Annotated in this window: 15 protein-coding genes; 8 read left to right on the top strand and 7 right to left on the bottom strand. The window is 53.5% G+C overall.

The features are described 5' to 3' along the window. Window positions 1–43 precede the first annotated feature (43 nt). From H144_RS0103675 to fabG, 3 genes are all read right to left on the bottom strand, one after another. The gene (locus H144_RS0103675; RefSeq protein ID WP_019940683.1) at window positions 44–964 is read right to left on the bottom strand and encodes a DUF2279 domain-containing protein; all 921 of its coding nucleotides are present in this window, start codon (window positions 962–964) and stop codon (window positions 44–46) included. A gap of 19 nt (window positions 965–983) precedes the next feature. Further along, window positions 984–3,056: a BTB/POZ domain-containing protein gene (locus H144_RS0103670; RefSeq protein WP_019940682.1), complete on the bottom strand. Its 2,073-nt coding sequence runs from the start codon at window positions 3,054–3,056 to the stop codon at window positions 984–986. A gap of 74 nt (window positions 3,057–3,130) precedes the next feature. Next, window positions 3,131–3,877 (bottom strand): 3-oxoacyl-[acyl-carrier-protein] reductase, encoded by a 747-nt coding sequence (gene fabG / locus H144_RS0103665; protein WP_019940681.1) that lies wholly within the window; start codon window positions 3,875–3,877, stop codon window positions 3,131–3,133. Window positions 3,878–4,028: 151 nt separating this feature from the next. On the opposite strand from fabG, the gene yiaA reads away from it, so the two are divergent. After that, a complete protein-coding gene (yiaA, locus tag H144_RS0103660; protein ID WP_019940680.1) occupies window positions 4,029–4,463 on the top strand; it encodes an inner membrane protein YiaA in 435 nt (144 codons plus the stop codon). Between the two features lie 46 nt (window positions 4,464–4,509). Next, complete coding sequence (locus H144_RS0103655) at window positions 4,510–5,220, top strand: SDR family oxidoreductase (RefSeq protein ID WP_019940679.1); 711 nt, start codon at window positions 4,510–4,512, stop codon at window positions 5,218–5,220. Between the two features lie 36 nt (window positions 5,221–5,256). Here H144_RS0103655 and H144_RS0103650 read toward each other — a convergent pair whose 3' ends face one another. From H144_RS0103650 to H144_RS0103640, 3 genes are read right to left on the bottom strand one after another with little or no spacing between them, the layout of a single operon-like run. Further along, window positions 5,257–6,327: a hypothetical protein gene (locus tag H144_RS0103650; RefSeq protein WP_019940678.1), complete on the bottom strand. Its 1,071-nt coding sequence runs from the start codon at window positions 6,325–6,327 to the stop codon at window positions 5,257–5,259. Then, the gene (locus tag H144_RS0103645; RefSeq protein WP_019940677.1) at window positions 6,324–6,962 is read right to left on the bottom strand and encodes an ABC transporter ATP-binding protein; all 639 of its coding nucleotides are present in this window, start codon (window positions 6,960–6,962) and stop codon (window positions 6,324–6,326) included. Before H144_RS0103645 ends, H144_RS0103650 begins: the two co-directional genes overlap by 4 nt. A 13-nt stretch (window positions 6,963–6,975) precedes the next feature. Next, window positions 6,976–7,866: a hypothetical protein gene (locus H144_RS0103640; protein ID WP_019940676.1), complete on the bottom strand. Its 891-nt coding sequence runs from the start codon at window positions 7,864–7,866 to the stop codon at window positions 6,976–6,978. 306 nt (window positions 7,867–8,172) lie between these two features. On the opposite strand from H144_RS0103640, the gene H144_RS0103635 reads away from it, so the two are divergent. The 3 genes from H144_RS0103635 (at window position 8,173) to H144_RS0103625 (ending at window position 12,283) form a co-directional block, all read left to right on the top strand. Further along, on the top strand, window positions 8,173–9,201 hold the full coding sequence (locus H144_RS0103635) for an isoaspartyl peptidase/L-asparaginase family protein (RefSeq protein ID WP_019940675.1): 1,029 nt from the start codon (window positions 8,173–8,175) through the stop codon (window positions 9,199–9,201). Window positions 9,202–9,243: 42 nt separating this feature from the next. Continuing rightward, window positions 9,244–10,665: an alpha-L-fucosidase gene (locus tag H144_RS0103630; RefSeq protein WP_019940674.1), complete on the top strand. Its 1,422-nt coding sequence runs from the start codon at window positions 9,244–9,246 to the stop codon at window positions 10,663–10,665. Between the two features lie 154 nt (window positions 10,666–10,819). Continuing rightward, window positions 10,820–12,283, top strand: a complete 1,464-nt coding sequence (locus tag H144_RS0103625) for an alpha-L-fucosidase (protein WP_019940673.1) — start codon at window positions 10,820–10,822, stop codon at window positions 12,281–12,283. 74 nt (window positions 12,284–12,357) lie between these two features. On the opposite strand, the gene H144_RS0103620 is transcribed toward H144_RS0103625, so the two are convergent. Next, entirely contained in the window at window positions 12,358–13,434 is a 1,077-nt protein-coding gene (locus H144_RS0103620; protein ID WP_157504423.1) for a glycoside hydrolase family 76 protein, read from the bottom strand. A gap of 217 nt (window positions 13,435–13,651) precedes the next feature. On the opposite strand from H144_RS0103620, the gene H144_RS0103615 reads away from it, so the two are divergent. The 3 genes from H144_RS0103615 (at window position 13,652) to H144_RS0103605 (ending at window position 19,186) form a co-directional block, all read left to right on the top strand. Further along, window positions 13,652–14,257 carry an RNA polymerase sigma factor gene (locus tag H144_RS0103615; RefSeq protein ID WP_019940671.1) on the top strand — a complete coding sequence of 202 codons (606 nt, stop codon included), beginning with the start codon at window positions 13,652–13,654 and terminating at the stop codon, window positions 14,255–14,257. A gap of 87 nt (window positions 14,258–14,344) precedes the next feature. Next, window positions 14,345–15,427, top strand: coding sequence for a FecR family protein (locus H144_RS0103610; protein WP_019940670.1), 1,083 nt, complete (start codon window positions 14,345–14,347; stop codon window positions 15,425–15,427). Between the two features lie 186 nt (window positions 15,428–15,613). After that, window positions 15,614–19,186 carry a TonB-dependent receptor gene (locus H144_RS0103605; protein ID WP_019940669.1) on the top strand — a complete coding sequence of 1,191 codons (3,573 nt, stop codon included), beginning with the start codon at window positions 15,614–15,616 and terminating at the stop codon, window positions 19,184–19,186. The last annotated feature ends 8 nt before the right edge of the window (window positions 19,187–19,194 follow it).

Genomic DNA, 19,194 nt, shown 5'->3' with positions numbered 1-19,194 from the left:
AATACTGCTAAACTGTCTTTGACCCGTTGCGGGTTATACTCTTTCAAAAATAAAACGGCTTGAAATCGACGCCGTGCTTGCTGATTTGCAATGCCGGCGCCGGGATTTTTACCGAGTTGGCCAGGAAACCCAGCGTCTTAACAAACTTGCTCTTCGTTTTGATCTTCGTCAGATCGATATCCAGCGATAAATAAAACTGCCGGTAAGGCCGGTAACCCATTTCAATACTTTTTTCAGGATCGGCCGACACCATATTCTGGATGCCATAACCTACTGAGAAACAAAGCCACGCTGGCCATCTGGAACCTTTAAAAAACGATTTAGGACTGGCCGAAAACCAATAAGTCTGTCCGTTATAATCTTTCAGCCACCGCTCCGACCAGCTACTGCCCAGCAACTCCGGCCGCACCCGTGCAAGCGACGTAAAATGGAACGAGAACTTGGGCTGTATACGCACCTCGTCCCACAATGCCACCTGCCCGAGATAAATGGCCGAGCCCGCGATATTCGCGATCATATCTCCCGGCGAAAAACCATAGTCAGGGGAAAAGCCGTCGAGGATTTCAATCGGTGTTTGAAAAATAACCCCTGAAATCGCCCCGTACACGAGCATTTGCCGCTTCGAAATTCCTGTTTTTTTGTACAAAGCCGCGGTGTGGCGCGCGATCTGGTACGATGTGTAAAGGTGCCCCATTTTGTCCATTTGTAACCACTCGTAGGTATCGTCCTGGATGGTAAAATTGGTCAGCGGGTTTTTATACCAGGATCTGCTGAGTCCATACAGGCTACCCAGGTAAATGGCCGACTGCGCCGCGAAAATGCCGCGCAAAAGCTTGTAGTTAGGTCTGACCGCCGCCGAATCGGCAGCCAGCGTATCGGCCGGGACAATGGCACCCTGCGCATAGGCACCGCGCAGGCTTCCGGCCAGGAGAAAAATCAGTAAGCAATGAAGAGTAAAACGCATTCGATCATACCGGGACCCATTAATAACCGCCATGGTATTTCCGAAGTCCCCATTCCGCCCCCAGCAACAACACGATCAGGAAAAACAGCCATTTCAGATAGATCAGTTCAACCATTTCCTCGGAGCTGTCCAGCCGGTCGGCCGGGCGGTCAGTTTTTAGTTTTTGAATAAATTGTTGCAGCGACGCGGGCACCAGGAACGTCCCGCCCGACCTGCCTGCCAAGTCGCGGAGCATGCCGAAATCCGCCGTGGTATTGCTCAGTTCGAGGTCGGCATTGCGGATCACAAACTGGCCCGATACCCTTTCCTGATTGCCTTTCAAAGTGGTCGAGGCCGCATAACGGTACACCCCGTCGCCCAGCCCGCTTACATTGAAACGCGGCGTCTCTTTCGTGTGTGTGTACGTAAATTGCTTGCTTTTACCTTTCTCGTCCACCAGTTCCAGCTTCACTTCCTGCCCGAAGATCGGCTCGTAAATGTCGTTGTAAATCTCCGTTTGAAATGACACCTGCTCCCCGGCCTCAAACTCGTTGCTGATCGGGTAAACGCGGAACTTCCGGCGATCTTCCTTCACAGACAGCAGCTGAATAAGTTTTTGGAACAGGTTGTCCACCACTTCCTGCTTGCTGGTTTGCGCAAATTCTTCCTGCCGCCATTGCCAGATCCCCTCTCCGGCCAAAACCGCCGTTTTCTGGTCGCCATTGGTATTCAGCACGAGCAGCGGCTTGCTCGTATTGAGCGTGCCCACCTTCTGGTAAAGGATCGTTTCGGTACCCGCCGAAATGTTGTATTCCCCGAATGGCACCGATAATGGCGGCAGCCTTTCGAGCAGTTTCAGGCTTTCGGCATCGAGGTTCAGCTGCTGAAACGCAGGATTGAAACGCGCCGTCACCTTGTCCACCTGGTTATTGGCAGCCGCGTTAATAAATAGCGACCGGTTCAGCGAGCTCGCCAGCGGCACGGCCGACTGGTTTCCCAAGATAAAGAACAGCGGCATTTTCGCATCGAGGAACTTCCGCACCTGCGCATTGCCAAGCCCCAGTACATTGGGAATCTGGTGCAGGATCACAAGATCATAAGGCTTGGTACTGGCCGGCGGGTTGTTGGCTATGGATAAAATATTGATATCCAGCTCATAATTATCGTTCGCTTCGATCACGCTCCGGATGCTTTTGATATCGGGATGCGGCGCGAGCGCCATCAGCAGTATCTTCTGGCGGCCGTCGATAATGTCGATATACACATCCTTGCGGTTGTTGCGGCCCGAAGTTTCGCCCGAAACCGCCCCCAGCTCAATGGTATAATGCTGAACGCCTTTCTGCTCGGAAGTCGTTTTGAAATCAAATGCCTTGAAAAAGTCGCGGCGGTCGATGATCACCGGCTGGCTCTGGATCACACGGCCATTCTGTTTGAGCGTCACCGTCGTGCTTTTGCCCTGCAAGCCATTCGCCGCGATTTCGGCCCTGATCGGAAACTCATTACCCAGGTAAGCAATGCGGTTGCTGACGACATCCTTCACCCGGATATCCAGCTTGGGCACCGAATCACCCACCGCCAACGCATTCACCCTGAAAGGGTAACGGTTATAGGCCGGCGAAACACCCTGGTTCACGATCCCGTCCGAAAGCAGCACCACGTCCGTCACATTCCTTCCTTCGAAGTTGCTGCGGACATTTTGGAGCAGTCCGGCCAGGTTGGTTTTGTTTTGATTAAATGCAAGGGAATCGGTATTCGTTTCGGTGCCTTCGAGCGTCTCTACACCCACCTCGAAACCGGCGTCGTTCAGGTCGCGGACGGCCGCATTCACCTGCGCCATCGCCGCCTGGCCGTATTTACCCACCGATTCGGAGTTGTCGATCGCGAAAACGATCTTGGCCTTGTCGACCGACGTTTGCGTACGCCGCACGAGCGGACTCAGGAGGAGAAAACAGATGATCGCAACGACAATTCCCCGCGCGGCAGCGAGCAGATAATTCAATTTTTTTCCCCACGACGGTTGCGGCTGATACAGCAGCCATGCATAGCCAACGCCTGCAAGCACACAGAATATGAGGAACCAGTAAGGGGTTTGGAATATGAGTTCTGACCGCATGAGTTGGGATGCAATAGCTGGCGACGTTACAATATACAACGAAACCGCCAGCTATTCACTAACGAAGAAAGACGCTATGTTAACATACCACCGTCCACCTGGATTACCTGGCCGGTGATGTAGCTCGACATATCCGAAGCGAGGAATACGCAGGCATTTGCCACGTCCTCAGGCTGTCCGCCTCGCTTCATCGGGATAGATTGTTTCCAGTCTTCCACCGCTTTGGCGTCTACCGCGTCGGTCATTTCAGTTTCGATAAAACCGGGGGCAACGGCATTGGAGCGGATATTTCTCGAACCCAGTTCCAAAGCGATAGATTTGGTAAAGCCGATAATACCGGATTTCGAAGCAGCGTAATTCGATTGCCCCGCATTACCGCGTATACCCACTACCGATGTAATATTGATGATCGACCCGCTTTTGGCGCGGATCATGGATTTCGTAGCGGCTTTGGTCAGGTTGAAAACCGATTTCAGGTTGATATTGATCACCGTGTCCCATTGCTCCTCGCTCATACGCATGAGCAGGCCGTCGCGGGTGACGCCGGCATTGTTAATGAGCACGTCGAGCTTGCCGAAATCGGCGATCACGTCGGTCACGAGCTGGTCCGCGGCCTGAAAATCAGAAGCATCCGAACGGTAACCTTTGGCTTTAACGCCGTAGGATTCCAGTTCTTTGGCCAGTGCTTCGCCTTTTTCAACGCTGGACAGGTATGTAAATGCGACATCAGCACCTTCCTGAGCCAGGCGCAACGCGATCGAACGTCCGATACCCCGCGAAGCCCCTGTTACCAATGCAACTTTATTTGCTACTAACTTCATAAATAGGATTAGAATCTGTCAAAATGTATACTGCCGGCAAAAATAGGATATTGGGCAGAGACCGGCAAATAAACGGAGTATGGTACTTTACCTTAAAATGATGTAATATTCAGGTAAAAATACCTTTCTCCAACATTAAACAAACACTATCATGAGTACTGCAAATGCCCAGAAAACCTCGGGAGCCTTCATTGCCGCGTCGTGGATCGCATTGGGTGTGGGAATGGCCGGCTTCATCATCGGCTTGTGGCGGTCGGAAATGCTGCTGAGCGAAAAGGGCTACTACTTTACGGTATTAATGTACGGCCTCTTCGCCGCGGTATCCGTGCAAAAGAGCGTCCGCGACCGGCTGGAAGGCATTCCGGTAACCGCCATTTATTACGGTATCAGCTGGTTTTCGACGATACTGGCCATTGTGCTGCTCGTGGTCGGGCTGTGGAATGCGACATTATTACCAAGCGAAAAAGGATTTTACGCATTCGCCTATCTGCTAGGCATTTTCGGTGCGATAGCGGTGCAGAAAAACACCCGCGACATGCAGATTTTCGAAACCGGCAGCTCATTTTCCAAACCTTCTGATCATTGACGCTGTTAAGCCGTTACGAATGTTTTTTGAAACCAAATAACAAGTAATGGCAGAAATCACAAAAACGGCCCTGATCACCGGCGGTTCCAAAGGCATCGGCTACGGTATCGCCGAAGCGCTCATCCGCGACGGCATCCGCGTGGCGATCACCAGCCGCTCCGAAAGTAATGCAAGCCAGGCCGCCGCGGCCCTGAACAAGATCAAAGACGGTTACGCCCTCGGTATCGCCTCCGATGTGCGCGACCTCGCTTCCCAGGAAAAAGCGGTGCAAACCGTGCTCGACCAATGGGGACGCCTCGATTATTTCATCGCCAACGCAGGCGTAGGACATTTCGCACCGATCCAGGAGCTGACGCCCGAAATCTGGAAAGAAACGATCGACATTAACCTGACCGGCGTGTTTTTCAGTGCCAAGGCTTCTATCGCGGCGCTGACCGAAACGCAGGGCTACTTTATCAATATCGCGAGCCTCGCCGGCACCAATTTCTTCGCAGGCGGTACAGCCTACAATGCCAGCAAATTCGGTTTGGTGGGCTTTTCACAGGCTATGATGCTCGATGTGCGCAATGCAGGTGTGAAAGTGACTACGATCATGCCGGGTTCCGTTGCGACGGAATTCAACGACCATCAGCCGTCTGAAAAAGATGCCTGGAAAATCCAGCCGGAAGATATCGGCCAGATCGTATCGGACCTGATTAAAATGCCTGCCCGGACATTGCCGAGCAAAATCGAGGTGCGGCCTACGACGCCCCGCTAGTCAACCGGCCATGAAGCCGGGAATCGCAGCCCGGCTTCATATTTTGCACCATTTCTGAAATGCATACGCCGAAAACAGCAGTCCCGCAATCGCGATCAGGAGAATGGGTATCTTGTATAAAATCAATAAGGTAAGCCCTACAAACCCGAATAGCAGCACCTGCATGGCATTTTCCGGCAATCCCGCTTTTTTGTAAAAATACAGGTGCGTCATGATAAGGCACGCCAGCCCGAGCGTGTACAGCTGGACTATTTCTATTATGCTCAATGCGCCGCTTCGCAAAACGACGAGCGTTTCGGGCAGGAGCAGCAGCATATGCACTGCCACCATTCTGCCCCACCGGATGATCACCGGTACCGGCAGCGATCGGCCCCAGAGCCACACCTCGGCTTCCCACCGGTACAATTCGTAAGACAGGCCCACATTCAGCAGATAGGCCAGCGACATGCCCACGGCGGGCATCCGGATGTCGTATTCACCCGTGCTATAATAAAGCATCGTCCCGGCAGCGGCGAGCATGGTACCCAGTTTTCCCACCAGCAATGTAATGCCCCGCTCGCGGAGCAGCCATTCCACCGACCAGAAAAGCCACGAATGCGGTCGCCTGAATGGCCAGCGGACGACGCTGTTTCCCTTGACGGGCACATACAAAACCGGCGTTCGGATGCGCCATTCGGCCATTGCGGTCAATAGAAAAATTAGTATCAGGTAAAAAGGAATGACCGGCCACAACCTGCCCAACAGCTTATCCTGGATGGCTACAATGAGCAGGTAAGCGCCATAATAAAGTATCGGCTGTAAAAACCCGGTCGCCTGGCCTGCAAAGCGCCTCAGGCGCGTACCCGTGCCCCAGGTGCGTGCATGAAAGATGAAGGTGTATTCCGGCAGTTTCCAGGTATTGATCAGAAACTGGACGCATACCACGGTATAAATGAGCCAGAGGCCGAACAGCGTAAGCATTCCGTAGGTGCCCGTCAGGAAAAAGACGGCGAATGCATGGTGCTCATTGGCGCTCAGAAACCCAAAAAGCAGTCCGAGCAAAACGAGAAATGTACCGGCACGTTGCCGGAAAAATGCCGAAACGGTGGAAATCAGCAGCATTTTCATAGTGCATCGGCGGCAATGAGGGTCTTATCCTTCAAGCGGAAACTTTGCGAAACGTGCAGCCCTTCCTGTTCGAAAAGCTGGTGTGACGACAACAGAAACGTGACGCCCTTCCGGTGATAATCTTTGATTAGTCCAAAAAGCACCTCACGCGCCCCGCGGTCGATGGTAATGAGCGGCTCGTCAAGGATAATGAGCGAAGGGTTTCCCAAAAACGCCAGCAGCAGCGATACTTTCTTCACCATCCCGCTCGAACAGCTGCCGAACGGGTTTTCCAAATAGTTAATGCCGAACGCCTGGATCAGCATTTCGGCTTGCGCCGCGGGTGCTTGCTGCGCTTCCGCTACGAAGGCGATCAGGTCGGCCGGTGTCAGGAAGGAAGGATAGAGCGGTTCCGCTTCGCCCAGGTTCAGGCGCAGCCGGTACTCGACGGGGTGTTTTTTCAGATCATATTGGCCGTCGAGCAGCACCGTTCCTTCAAAAGGCAGCATGCCTGCCAATGTGCGGAAAAGCGTCGACTTACCGGCCCCGTTTTCACCCTGGACCCAGTAAATGCCTTTCTCAATGGCGAAAGAGGGGATCGACAGGATCTCGCGGTCGCCGTAACGCTGACTGAGCTGACTGATTTCCAGCACCATATGACAGGCAATATCAGGGTTGAACGCCGAACTCGTCTTTCAGCTGCTGCAAGGCAACCGACTCTTCATACCGGTATAAATCCTTGTTGAACAATGCATTATGCCCCGCATTCTGCAAGCTGATCCAGCTGTGGATCGCATAAGGATCGTAATCGAAATGCTTGAAGGTATGGCCCATGTTGTTCATATCGGCAAACCATTTTACGCCCACATCGAGCCGGTCGTACGAACCGAACGCCGTGCCTTTGCCCACCGGCGTGGTGTCATTGCGGGTCTTTTCGAGGTCGATCATGGCCACATATTCATTCAAACGGCATTCCGGCAACGGCCAGGGCGCCGCCGGATCGACGACGAGCTTGTACTCGCCCGTACGCGCCTGCGGGTAGGTGGCCGCGAGCTGCATCACCTCTTCGTAGCCCGGCTTGTATTCGGTATATTTCTCGGGGCCGCACAGGCCGGCTGTCATCGCGGGGCATACCCAGCATTGCCCGATCCGCCCGATGCCCGACGCCGACCCGATGCCATTGACATACTCTCCCACGAGGTCGCCTTTGAAATACACATCGTTATGGATCACGAGCAGGTAGCGCTGGTCGGACTTCTCCCACGCATATTGATAGCGCACCGCGTGGCGGTACCGCTTGAAATTCAGCAGGAAATCGAACTTGACATTTTTAGTCCACAACCACACATTGGGCTTGTAGTATACGATCTTGTCCCCGAAATGGTCGAAAATAAACTGGAAATTGGGCGGCTCCGGCTGTTTGGCCTCTTCTACGAAATAGATCTTGTTGATCCATTGGTGCGAATGCTTCATGAGCGTCAGCAGCGTCATGGCCGTCTGGTACGGCTTGCCATAAGCATTGATCGCCACATCCACACAAGCCTTGGGAGGTATCGTCATGGTGTATGTTCTTCGTTTTTCTGAAACAAGTAGCCAAAGGTTGCCATTTAATCAGAAACGACGCGTTATCAGAATGAAAAAATTAGTAAGTGTCACAAAGGTAAATGCGCCCCGCTATTGCCCTTATCTTTTTACAAATATTTCAAAACTAGGCACTTCACCGAACACATCGTACGAAATTTCATATTTTCATTGATCACAAATTCCGAGGAATGTATATTTGAAAAAATTTTAAATAACCCACGGAGATATTTTCAAAATTTTACAAAAGATCTATTCCTTTCGCCCACCACTCACCCGGACACCATGAACACCAACCGCCGTTCCTTCCTGCGCCTGTCGGCCTTCGCCCTCCCATTCACGCGCGTCAACCAGCTATTCGCCAAGCCGAAAGTCGCCCAGGGCCCCATCGTGATTTCGACCTGGGATAGTGGGCAGATTTCCAATGCGGCAGCATGGCCGGTGCTGGAAAAAGGCGGCAGGGCGCTCGACGCCGTTGAGCAGGCGGCGATTGCCATTGAAAACGACATCAACTGCTGCGTAGGCCTGGGCGGCAATCCCGACCGCGACGGCCATGTCACGCTCGATGCCTGCATTATGGATGAAAAGTCCAATTGCGGCGCCGTGGCGTTTCTCGAAAGGATCAAACACCCGGTGTCGGTAGCCCGGAAAATCATGGAAGAAACCCCGCACGTATTCCTGGCAGGCGCCGGTGCACAGCAGTTTGCATTAGCGAACGGCTTCAAACTGGAATCAGAAAAACTGTCGCCCGATGCGGAGAAAGAATATAAAAAATGGCTGAAAAAGGCCGAATACAAGCCTGTTATCAACATAGAACATAAGCAATCCAAAGGCCACGGGCCATTCGCCCCTGCCCGCCTCGACGACGGCTCGTTCAACCACGACACGATGGGGACCCTCGCACTGGACGCCAAAGGCGACCTTTCGGGCATGTGCACCACGAGCGGAATGGGGTTCAAAATGCGCGGCCGCGTCGGCGACTCGCCCATTATCGGGGCCGGGTTGTTCGTCGACAATGAGGTCGGGGCAGCCACATCTTCGGGCCAGGGCGAAGAGGTGATCCGCGTGAACGGAACGCACCTCGTTGTCGAATTCATGCGGAATGGCGCCACGCCGGAAGAAGCCTGTAAAAAGGCCGTCGAGCGCATTGTGAAGCGTGATCCCGAACGTGCCAGGACGTTTCAGGTCGGCTTCCTGGCCATCAACAAGCAGGGCGAGGTAGGCGCTTATTCGGTGCAGCCCGGCTTTATGTACACCATTACTTCCAAAGACGGTAAAGGCAAGGTGATCGATTCCAAAAGCCATTTTGCATAACCCGTTTCGAAACAGTATTTAATTAACCACTTAACCTATCCAATGAATCTCAGATCGACAGCTATGCTGCTCGCCGGGCTGCTCTTTGCATCCGGGGCATATGCGCAGCAGCATTCGGAGCAAAACCATTCCAAATATGTAGCACCCACCGACCCGCTGGTGCAGCAAAAGCTGGCCAAGTGGCAGGATATCAAATTCGGGTTACTGATGCACTGGGGCACGTACAGCCAATGGGGAATCGTGGAATCATGGTCGCTCTGCCCGGAAGACGAGGGCTGGTGCGAACGCCGCGGCCCGCATTCGCACGACTGGTACGAGTACAAAAAGGCGTACGAGGATATTGCGAAGGAATTTAATCCTGTCAAATTCAACCCCGAGCGCTGGGCAGCGGCGGCGAAAGGTGCGGGTATGAAATATGTCGTTTTCACGACGAAGCACCACGATGGGTTCTCGATGTTCGACTCGAAATACACTGATTACAAGATCACCAACACGCCATTCAAAAGCAATCCGAAGGCGAACGTGACCAAGGAAGTGCTGGCCGCATTCCGCAACCAGGGCTTCATGACCGGCACCTATTTCTCGAAACCCGACTGGCATACGGAATCCTACTGGTGGCCGTACTTCCCGCCGAAGGACCGCAACGTGTCGTATGACCCCAAAAAGCGCCCGGAGCTTTGGAACAAATTTAAAGACTTCACTTACAACCAGATCGAGGAACTGATGTCGGACTATGGCTCGGTGGACATTCTCTGGCTCGACGGCGGCTGGGTACGCCCCGCCAGCACGATCGATACGACGATCAGCTGGCAGAAAACAATACCGTACGACCAGGATATCGACATGGCGCGCATTGCCAAAATGGCCCGCTCGCACCAGCCGGGCCTGCTCGTGGTGGACCGCACCGTTACCGGCGAGTTTGAGAACTACGTAACGCCGGAGCAATCGATCCCGGATCATTATATGTCGATCCCCTGGGAATCCTGCATGACGATGGGCGACTCGTGGTCGTATATCCCGAAAGAGAACTTCAAATCGACCCAGAAACTGGTGCATACTTTGGTGGATATCGTTGCCAAAGGCGGTAACCTGCTCCTGAACGTAGCTCCCGGCCCCGACGGCGAATGGCACGAAGAGGCCTACACGCGGCTGGAAGAAATGGGTAAGTGGATGAATGTCAATGGCATCGGCATTTACGATACCAAACCGCAGGCGCCCTACCGCGCAGGCAAATGGGCTTACACCAAAAAGGGCAATACCACCTATGCCTTCTACCTCGCAGAAAACGGCGAAAAGCTGCCCGCAAGTTTAAAACCGGAAGGCCTTGACCTGGCTCCGAAAGCCAAAATTACATTCGCAGGCAATAAAAAGGCATTGAAAGTGAAGAACGGCGCCATCGAGCTCCCGGCCAAAACAGTAGCAGAAACAGGCACGCAGCCGGCTTATTTGTTTGTGATTAATTAAGCTTTCGGCACTAGTACATTCAACCGATTCAATGGTGACACGTGAGGAACATCGCCAAAAAATTTGTGAACTCTGTTAAAAGAACGATCTTCACTTTTCATTTGCTCACTACCGCGATAACCCCTGACTGTATCATCAGAAACACCTTTTCAAAATGATCAAACAAATAACCGGTCTCCTCTGCCTGACGGCGTCGATCGCTTTTGCACAAACACCTCCCAAACCATACGGAGCCCTGCCCGCACCCCGCCAGATCGCCTGGCATGAAACCGAAGTTTACGGTATCATGCACTTCACCCCGACCACCTTCGAAAACAAGGAATGGGGCTACGGAGACGCCGATCCGAAGACTTTCAACCCGTCCGATTTCAATGCCGACCAGATCGTGCAGGCCGCCAAAGCCGGCGGATTACGCGGTATCGTACTCGTAGCGAAGCACCACGACGGCTTTTGCCTCTGGCCGACCAAAACCACCGACTATAACATCACCAAAAGCCCCTTCCGGGAAGGAAAAGGCGATCTCGTACGCGAGGTGGCGGACGCCGCGCGCAAGCATGGACTCAAATTCGGGGTGTATTGCTCGCCCTGGGACCGCAACAATGCGAAATACGGCACGCCTGAATACATTAAGATCTATCGTGAACAGCTGCGGGAGTTGTATACCAATTACGGCGACCTGTTCATGTCGTGGCACGATGGCGCGAATGGCGGCGACGGCTACTACGGCGGCGCCCGCGAAAAACGCTCGATCGACAACACGACCTATTACCAATGGGATTCGACCTGGACCAACTACACCCGCAAACTGCAACCGAATGCTAACATTTTCAGCGACATCGGCTGGGATGTGCGCTGGGCAGGCAACGAAGACGGCAGCGTAAACCCGACATCATGGGCCACGCTCACGCCGAAACCTTCGGAGGGACAGAATGTAGCAGTGCCGGGCCAGGCCAATGCGACCGAGAACCCGGGCGGTACCCGCGGCGGGAAGTTCTGGATTCCGGCCGAATGCGACGTTCCGTTGCGCAAAGGCTGGTTTTACCATGCCAACGAGAAGCCCAAAACGCCTGAAAAGCTGTTTGACCTTTACCTCAAAAGCGTAGGACGCGGCGCAGCCCTCGACCTTGGCCTGGCGCCCGACACACGCGGACAGCTCCATAGCGACGACGTGGCGGCCCTCAAAACATTCGGCGACCACGTCAGGAACACCTTCGCGACCAACCTCATTGCCCGCGCCTCGTCGAAGGCCGTGAACGTGCGTGGTTATAACTCCATTTACAGCGCCAAAAACCTGCTCGACGGCAAGCCAGACACCTACTGGGCCACCGACGACGATTTCAAAACGCCGGAAGTGGTGATCGAGATGAACCAGCCGGTTATTTTCGATGTGATCAGCTTGCAGGAGTACATCAAGCTCGGACAGCGCATCGAAGAATTCGCGGTAGACGCCTGGATCGGCAACGAATGGAAGGAAATCTACAAAGGCACCAGCGTAGGTGCAAAACGTCTCGCGAAGCTGGATGTACCCATTACCTCGCAAAAAGTCCGCCTCCGCATCACCAAGTCGCCTGTAAGCATTGCCATCAGCGAATTTGGGGTTTATAAGGATACGGAATAGGAAAGTATAGATCATCAAAAAGCACCGGCTGAATTATCAGTCGGTGCTTTTGCATTATAATAGCATTTATATCACTACTTCGCCCCAAGCCTTTCCAGCCGGGCGTACATTTCCAGCATGGCACCCTGGTCTATCAGGGTTTTGACGGGTTTGCGGCCGAGGAGGCCCTTTTCGTCGCGTTCATCCTTCCATATGCGCTCGGCGTCGGCGATGAAAATGCGGAAATCGCCGGCTTGGGGATCGATTTTGTGAAGTTCTTCAAAGCCGCGAAGCAGCACCACGTTGAACCAGTAGTTGTCGGGCAGCCTGTTGTTGCGGTAAAAATACCTTTTGGAACCCTCGGCCAGTGCTTTGGCTTCATCGAGGTACTCCTTCTTGCCGGTAGCGTTATGCAGCAGCACAGCCGATTGCAACATCGTGCCGGTGTTATAGCTGTATTTGGCCGAATCGATTTTCAGGGACGGTATCTTGATGGCGTCATAGTAGGTACCATCGGCCGAGCGCAGGTTCTTTTTCGTCCAGTCGTACAAGCTGACGGCCGTTTTCAGGTATTCAGGATCTTTCTTGATCTGGTACAATTGCAATGCGACGAGGATACCGGGGCCGTTCGAGCAGGTATTTTTCGTGTTCTTTTCGTCTTCTTTCCAATATAGCCCGCCGCCGGCCTTGTCGTCGTAGCCGGTCATCATGAACTTGTAAATTTCTTCGGCCACCACCAGGTAATCCTTCTCGCCCGTACGGTTGTAGGCATCCAGGCACGCGATGGCGATCCATTGGTTGTCGTCGTAAAAACGTGAATCCTTTTGCTCATTCGTTACGTACGCCTGATAACCCGGAGCAGGAGCGCTGGTATTGTAGTATTGACGGATCGCGCCGAGGACGGGCTTCATGTATTGCTTGCCGGGGCTCACCGCTTCCGATTCCGTGGCGGCTTGGAGCAATGCGCACAGCGGCCAGAGGTAAGAATGCGGCTTCTCGTTCTTGCCGTTCGTTTCGATAAACAGGCCGGTGGACGATTCATAAAACACGCCTTCGATGTTGTGCAGGATCTGTCCCCGGCGCGATTTATAGTCGGGCGGAGATTGGGCTACGGCCGTATGCAGGCCCGAAATGCCGAGCAGGAGCAGCGCCGTTGTGTACATTCTTTTCATAAAATAGTTTCGATTTTTTTGAGTAGAAGCGCGGTCCGGCAGATTCTCTACTTGCAGGATCCTCTTCAAAATTGCCGCTTCCAAATCCGAAACAACGGCTTTCTGGTAAAATAGAGTAATAAAATTTGGTTATTCCAATAATATACAATAGAGTATTTTATATCCAAATCGCATTGCCTATTTTTGATTAATCCCCCCGTTAACCTGACTAACCTTCTTGACTGCATTTGGCCAACATACCGACGATGCCGTGCTTTGGAATGCGTTCCGTGGTGGGGACGAGCACGCATACACCGAACTCGCCCGGCGGCACTACCGGACGCTCTTTCAATACGGCCAAAGGTTCACCCAGAACGTACAGCTGACCGAAGATGTGATCCAGGACCTGCTCGTACACCTCTGGCTGCACCGCGCGACGATCAACGACACCGCGTCCGTCAAATTTTACCTCATCAAAGCATTCCGGCACCGGATGCTCAAAGCGATCAGGCCGCTTGCGGACGAAACGGAACTGACCGGCGAATGCGACGACCTGTATGCCGATTTCCCGCGGGAAGAGAGCTGGATCAGCCAGGAAAACGATCTGATGCTCAAACAGCAGGTCAGGACGGCCCTCGCGCGGCTTTCGGAGCGGCAGCAGGAGGTGATTTATCTTCGTTTTTTCCAGAATCTCATGCCCGAAGAGATCGGTAACCTGCTCTCGATCAATGCGCAGTCGGTAAGCAATATTATCCAGCGGGCATTGGCTAACCTGCGCGGGCTGTGGCAAACGCCACCTTCCATTTCTATTATGCTGTACTCCTTTTGCCAAATCTTCTCTTAGATTTCAATAAAAACAAAAAATTTTCAGGCAACACTGAGTATTCCGGCCGAATAAAGGGATAATGTATAAAAAACACATTCATTCCGCATGTTGCCCGAAAGATCCGATCATTTACTGCAATCGCTGCTGGAAAACCCTGCTTTCAGAAGCTGGGCGCAGGGACAATGTCCGGCGGATGATGCGGTATGGAAACAGTGGGCACTAGCGCACGAAAATGGCAGCGAAATCCTCCGGGAGGCAGCCGGGATTGCCCGTGCGGTACCGGTACGCGACGCCCATTTGACGGACGAATACATCAACCAACGCATCAGCGACGCATTGCAAATCGCCCGGCGGCAGGAACAGCGGCACGAAAACCGGAAGCGGGACGCATTCTTCCCCATGTTTCTTTCCCGCTGGAATGTGGCGGCCAGTCTGCTCATCGTCGCCGGCCTGTGCTTTGCCATTTTTCGCATTTACCACCATACCAAACCCCTCGCCACGGCACCGGGCATGGAAAACTCCCGTTCGCCATTCATCGAAGTTTCCAATATGGAACGGGCGTTCAAATATGTGCAGCTGCCCGACGGCAGCTCAGTGGTGCTGCACCGGAGCGGCACATTGAAATACCCGCAGGCCTTCAACGGCACCAAACGCGAGGTATACCTGACCGGCGAAGCATTTTTTGAAGTGACCAAGAATCCGGATCAGCCGTTCTTTGTGTACGCGGGTGAGGTCACGGCAAAAGTGCATGGTACCAGTTTCAGTATCAAGGCCATTGCCGACGAAAAAGAGATTACCGTCGCCGTCAAAACCGGGAAAGTCTCCGTTTTTACCGAAAAAGCCTCCCCTGCCCTCCTGCTTACCTGCAATCAGCAGGCCACCTTCGAGCGCGCACACGCGAAGCTTGTACGCTCGGCGCTCAAAAGCCCTGTATTGCTGAATATCCCTATTGAAAATCAAGAATTCACTTATTCCGAAACCCCGGCTGCGGAAGTTTTCGAGGCGCTGGGAAAGGCGTATGGCGTCAATATCGCGTTCGACCGGCCCAGCCTGGCGCATTGCAGCATTACCGCCACGCTGGGCGACGAGCCGCTCGAAAACAAGTTGAAATGGCTTTGTACCATCCTGGAAGCCAGGTATACCATCGCACAGGACAGCATTACCATTACCGGAAACCCATGTAACTGATTATCCACCCTAAAACCTGACCATTTGAGTAAAAACAACAAAAGGTGAACGATGCTACCAACATCATTCACCCAATTGAAATCCCCTCTTTCTGTGCTGGCGCTAAGAAGGTCCACCGACGAGAAGTCTGCGGGACACGGGAATTATTTTGCCGATTTTTTTTAAACCTACAAAACAGACAAAAGTATGAAAAAAACCTTTTACCGGCAGAGTTACCTGCTCAAAATTATGAGAATCAGCCTCATACAATTGTTCATCATCATACAGTTCTCCGGGCTCGCCGTCGCGTTTGACGGCTTCGGGCAGGAGGTGCTCAACCGCCGGTTGACGATCAATATCCGTGAGCAGAAAATCGGCGCGGCGTTGGAACAGATCGGCAAAATCTCCGGCGTGCATTTCATGTACAGTCCCGAGCTCATCCGCTCGCAACGCAAGGTTACTTTCAGCGCCAAGGAAGAAAAGCTGGAAGCGATCCTCGACAACTTCCTGACACCCCTGCAAGTGTCGTACGAAGTTTCCGGTAAACAGATATTACTGAAAAGAGCCGCTTCCAAACCGGCATTGCCGGAGGGTACCGGAACGTCCATCAAAACAATCCAGTCCATTGATTTTCAGATCAAAGGAAAAGTAAAAGATGCAACCGGCGGTGCCATTCCGGGCGCGACGATCGTCCTCAAAGGCAGCTCTTCCATCGGTACCACCACGGATGCCGACGGCGGCTTCTCCCTGAACGTGCCCGACGGCAGCGCCACGCTCGTGGTATCCACAATCGGCTTTCTGACGCAGGAAGTGGATATTGCCAACAAAACGATGGTGGAAGTGACGCTGCAATCGGACATTAAATCGCTGACCGAGGTGGTGGTAACGGGCTATTCGTCCCAATCAAAGCGCGACATTACCGGCGCGGTGTCGACCGTTGACGCTGCCGAATTGACCAAAGTGGCCGCTCCCAATGTGGCGCAGCAGTTGCAGGGACGCGTAGCGGGTGTGACGGTGACGTCCAACAACACCCCCGGCGGTGAAGCCACCGTCCGTATCCGCGGCTTCGGCACGATCAACAACAACGATCCGCTCTACATTATCGACGGCGTGCCTACCAAGGGCGGCTTGAACAGCATTAACCCGAACAACATCGAGTCGATGCAGGTACTGAAAGATGCCTCCTCGGCTTCCATTTACGGTTCACGCGCGGCGAACGGGGTAATCATCATTACGACTAAAAAAGGAAAAGTGGGCGCTCCGAGATTTACATTCAACTCGCGCGCAGGTTTGCAAACGGGTAAAGTCGACCTGGGTCTGATCAAAGACCCGCAGCAATTCGGCGACCTGCTCTGGACGCAGCGAAAGAATGCGGGCGTGCTCACGAACGGTAACCCGTCGCACCAGCAATATGGCAATGGCGCCAACGCCGTCGTGCCCGACTACATTCTGGCGGGATCCAGCTATGGCCTTTTTGAAGGCGATCCAAAGACAAATCCTTCGCTGTATAACTACAACCGCACCGGCTTCTATCAGATCGTAAAGGCCAACAAGGCCGGTACCGACTGGCACCAGGAGATCCTTCGCCCGGCTGCCATTCAGGAGTATAATATCGGCGCAAACGGCGGGACTGAAAACGGCCGCTATGCCATTGCATTAAACTATTTCAAACAGGACGGGGTATTGATCCATACTTCATTCGACCGCTATTCCATCCGTTCGAATACGGAATTCTCGTTCAAAAAACGCATTCGTCTCGGCGAGAACCTCGAAGTGAGTTACACCGAAAACAAGGGGTACTACAATGCCAACGGAACCGCCAGCAGCACCAACAACCAGGACGGCAACCCGATCGGTAACGGGTACCGCATCCCGTCGATCATCCCGGTCTACGACATCGCGGGCAACTTCGCGGCCACCCGCGCGGCGGGCCTCGGCCCTGCTACCAACCCTGTGGCGCAGCTCTGGCGCTCACGCAACAACCAGACCAACACGCTCCGCGCATTCGGTAACGCGTACCTGGAAGTGGATATTCTGAAAGACCTCACGGCAAAATCGAGCATCGGTATCGACTTCACCAATGCCAACCGGGTAGGTTACACCCTGCTCGACCTCGAAGAAGCGGAGATCGAAGCGGCCAACGCCATGACCAACGGCAATGCCTACGACGTGAACTGGACGTGGTCTAACACGCTGAACTACACCAAAAACTTCGGTACAGCCCACAAATTGAGCGTACTCGCCGGTACAGAGGCCATTAAAGGCACCGGCCGCGATTTCTCGGCGACCCGGACCACGTTCTTCTCGGAAGATCCTTTATATATGTACCTCAACTCCGGTACGGCAGGTATCGCCAACACCGGCGCGGGTTACGAATGGGCATTGTTCTCCGTATTTGGAAAAATCAACTACGCATTGAAGGACCGCTACCTGCTCGAAGCGACCGTACGCCGCGATGGCTCGTCGCGCTTCGGCCAGAACAACCGCTACGGTACATTCCCGGCGTTCAGTGCGGGGTGGCGCCTGTCGGAAGAAAGCTTCATGAAAAGCATTCCCTGGCTGGACGATATGAAACTGCGTGTAGGCTGGGGACAAACGGGCAACCAGGAAATCGGTAACTACAACGGTTTCAGCACCTACCGGTCGAGCCTGAGCCAGTCTTCTTACGCGATCGACGGTTCGAACAACGCCGTGCAGCCGGGCTTCGACACCGAGGCATTCGGTAACCAGAACGCGAAATGGGAAACGACGACGCAGACCAACGTCGGTATCGACGCGACATTCCTGAAAGGGATGTTCGGCCTCAACCTCGATTTGTACAACCGTACCACGTCCGACATGCTTTACCAGGTGGCATTGCCTGCTACCCAGGGTGTGGCTACGATCCCATTTGTGAATGTGGGCGAAATGAACAACAAGGGTATCGACCTCGGCATCGACTTCAATAACAAAGCATTGAACGGCGACCTTACCTACTCCGTGGGCGTGAATTTCTCTACCTACAAAAACGAGGTAAAAAAGCTGAACAGCAGCCCTACCGCCGTACTCCTCGGCCCGGCGATCCGCAGCTATACCTGGACGCGCTCGGTGGCCGGCATGCCACTCTACTCATTCTACGGCTTGCAGATCGACGGTATTTACCAAAACCAGGGTGAAGTGGATAACGGCCCGAAATACCCCGGCTATGCCGCGGTTGGTAAATACAAATACCACGATACCGACGGCGACGGCACCATTACCGACAACGACCGCAAGTTTATCGGCAACCCCCACCCGGATTTCACATACGGTATCAACCTGAATGTAGGTTACAAGAATTTCGACCTCTCGGCATTCTTCCAGGGCGTGCAGGGCAACCAGATCCTGAACATGGTGAAACGCTGGATCGACTTCAACAACCAGGCGGGTAACCGCAGCCTCCGCATGCTCAACGACTCGTGGACGCCGCAAAACCCCGACGCCGTACTCCCGATCCTCGACGCGAACGACAGCCGCAGCCAGCAGCCGTCCAGCTATTTCATCGAAGACGGTTCGTATTTCCGCATGAAAAACCTGACCCTCGGCTACACACTGCCATCCGGCATCCTGTCGAAAATCGGTTTCGAGAGCGCACGCGTGTATTTGCAGGCGCAAAACCTGTTCACCATCACCAAATACAGCGGTATCGATCCCGAGGTAACTTCGGTGGGTTCGACGCCGGGCAGCACCGTGTTCGGTGTGGATCAGGGTAATTATCCCAATTCGAAGATGTACCAGATCGGTATCAACTTCGGGTTCTGATTGATTTA

The sequence above is a fragment of the Dyadobacter beijingensis DSM 21582 genome, assembly GCF_000382205.1.
Lineage (GTDB): Bacteria > Bacteroidota > Bacteroidia > Cytophagales > Spirosomataceae > Dyadobacter > Dyadobacter beijingensis.
Note: the sequence above shows the minus strand (reverse complement) of the source record. Positions and strands in the feature narration are given on the sequence as shown.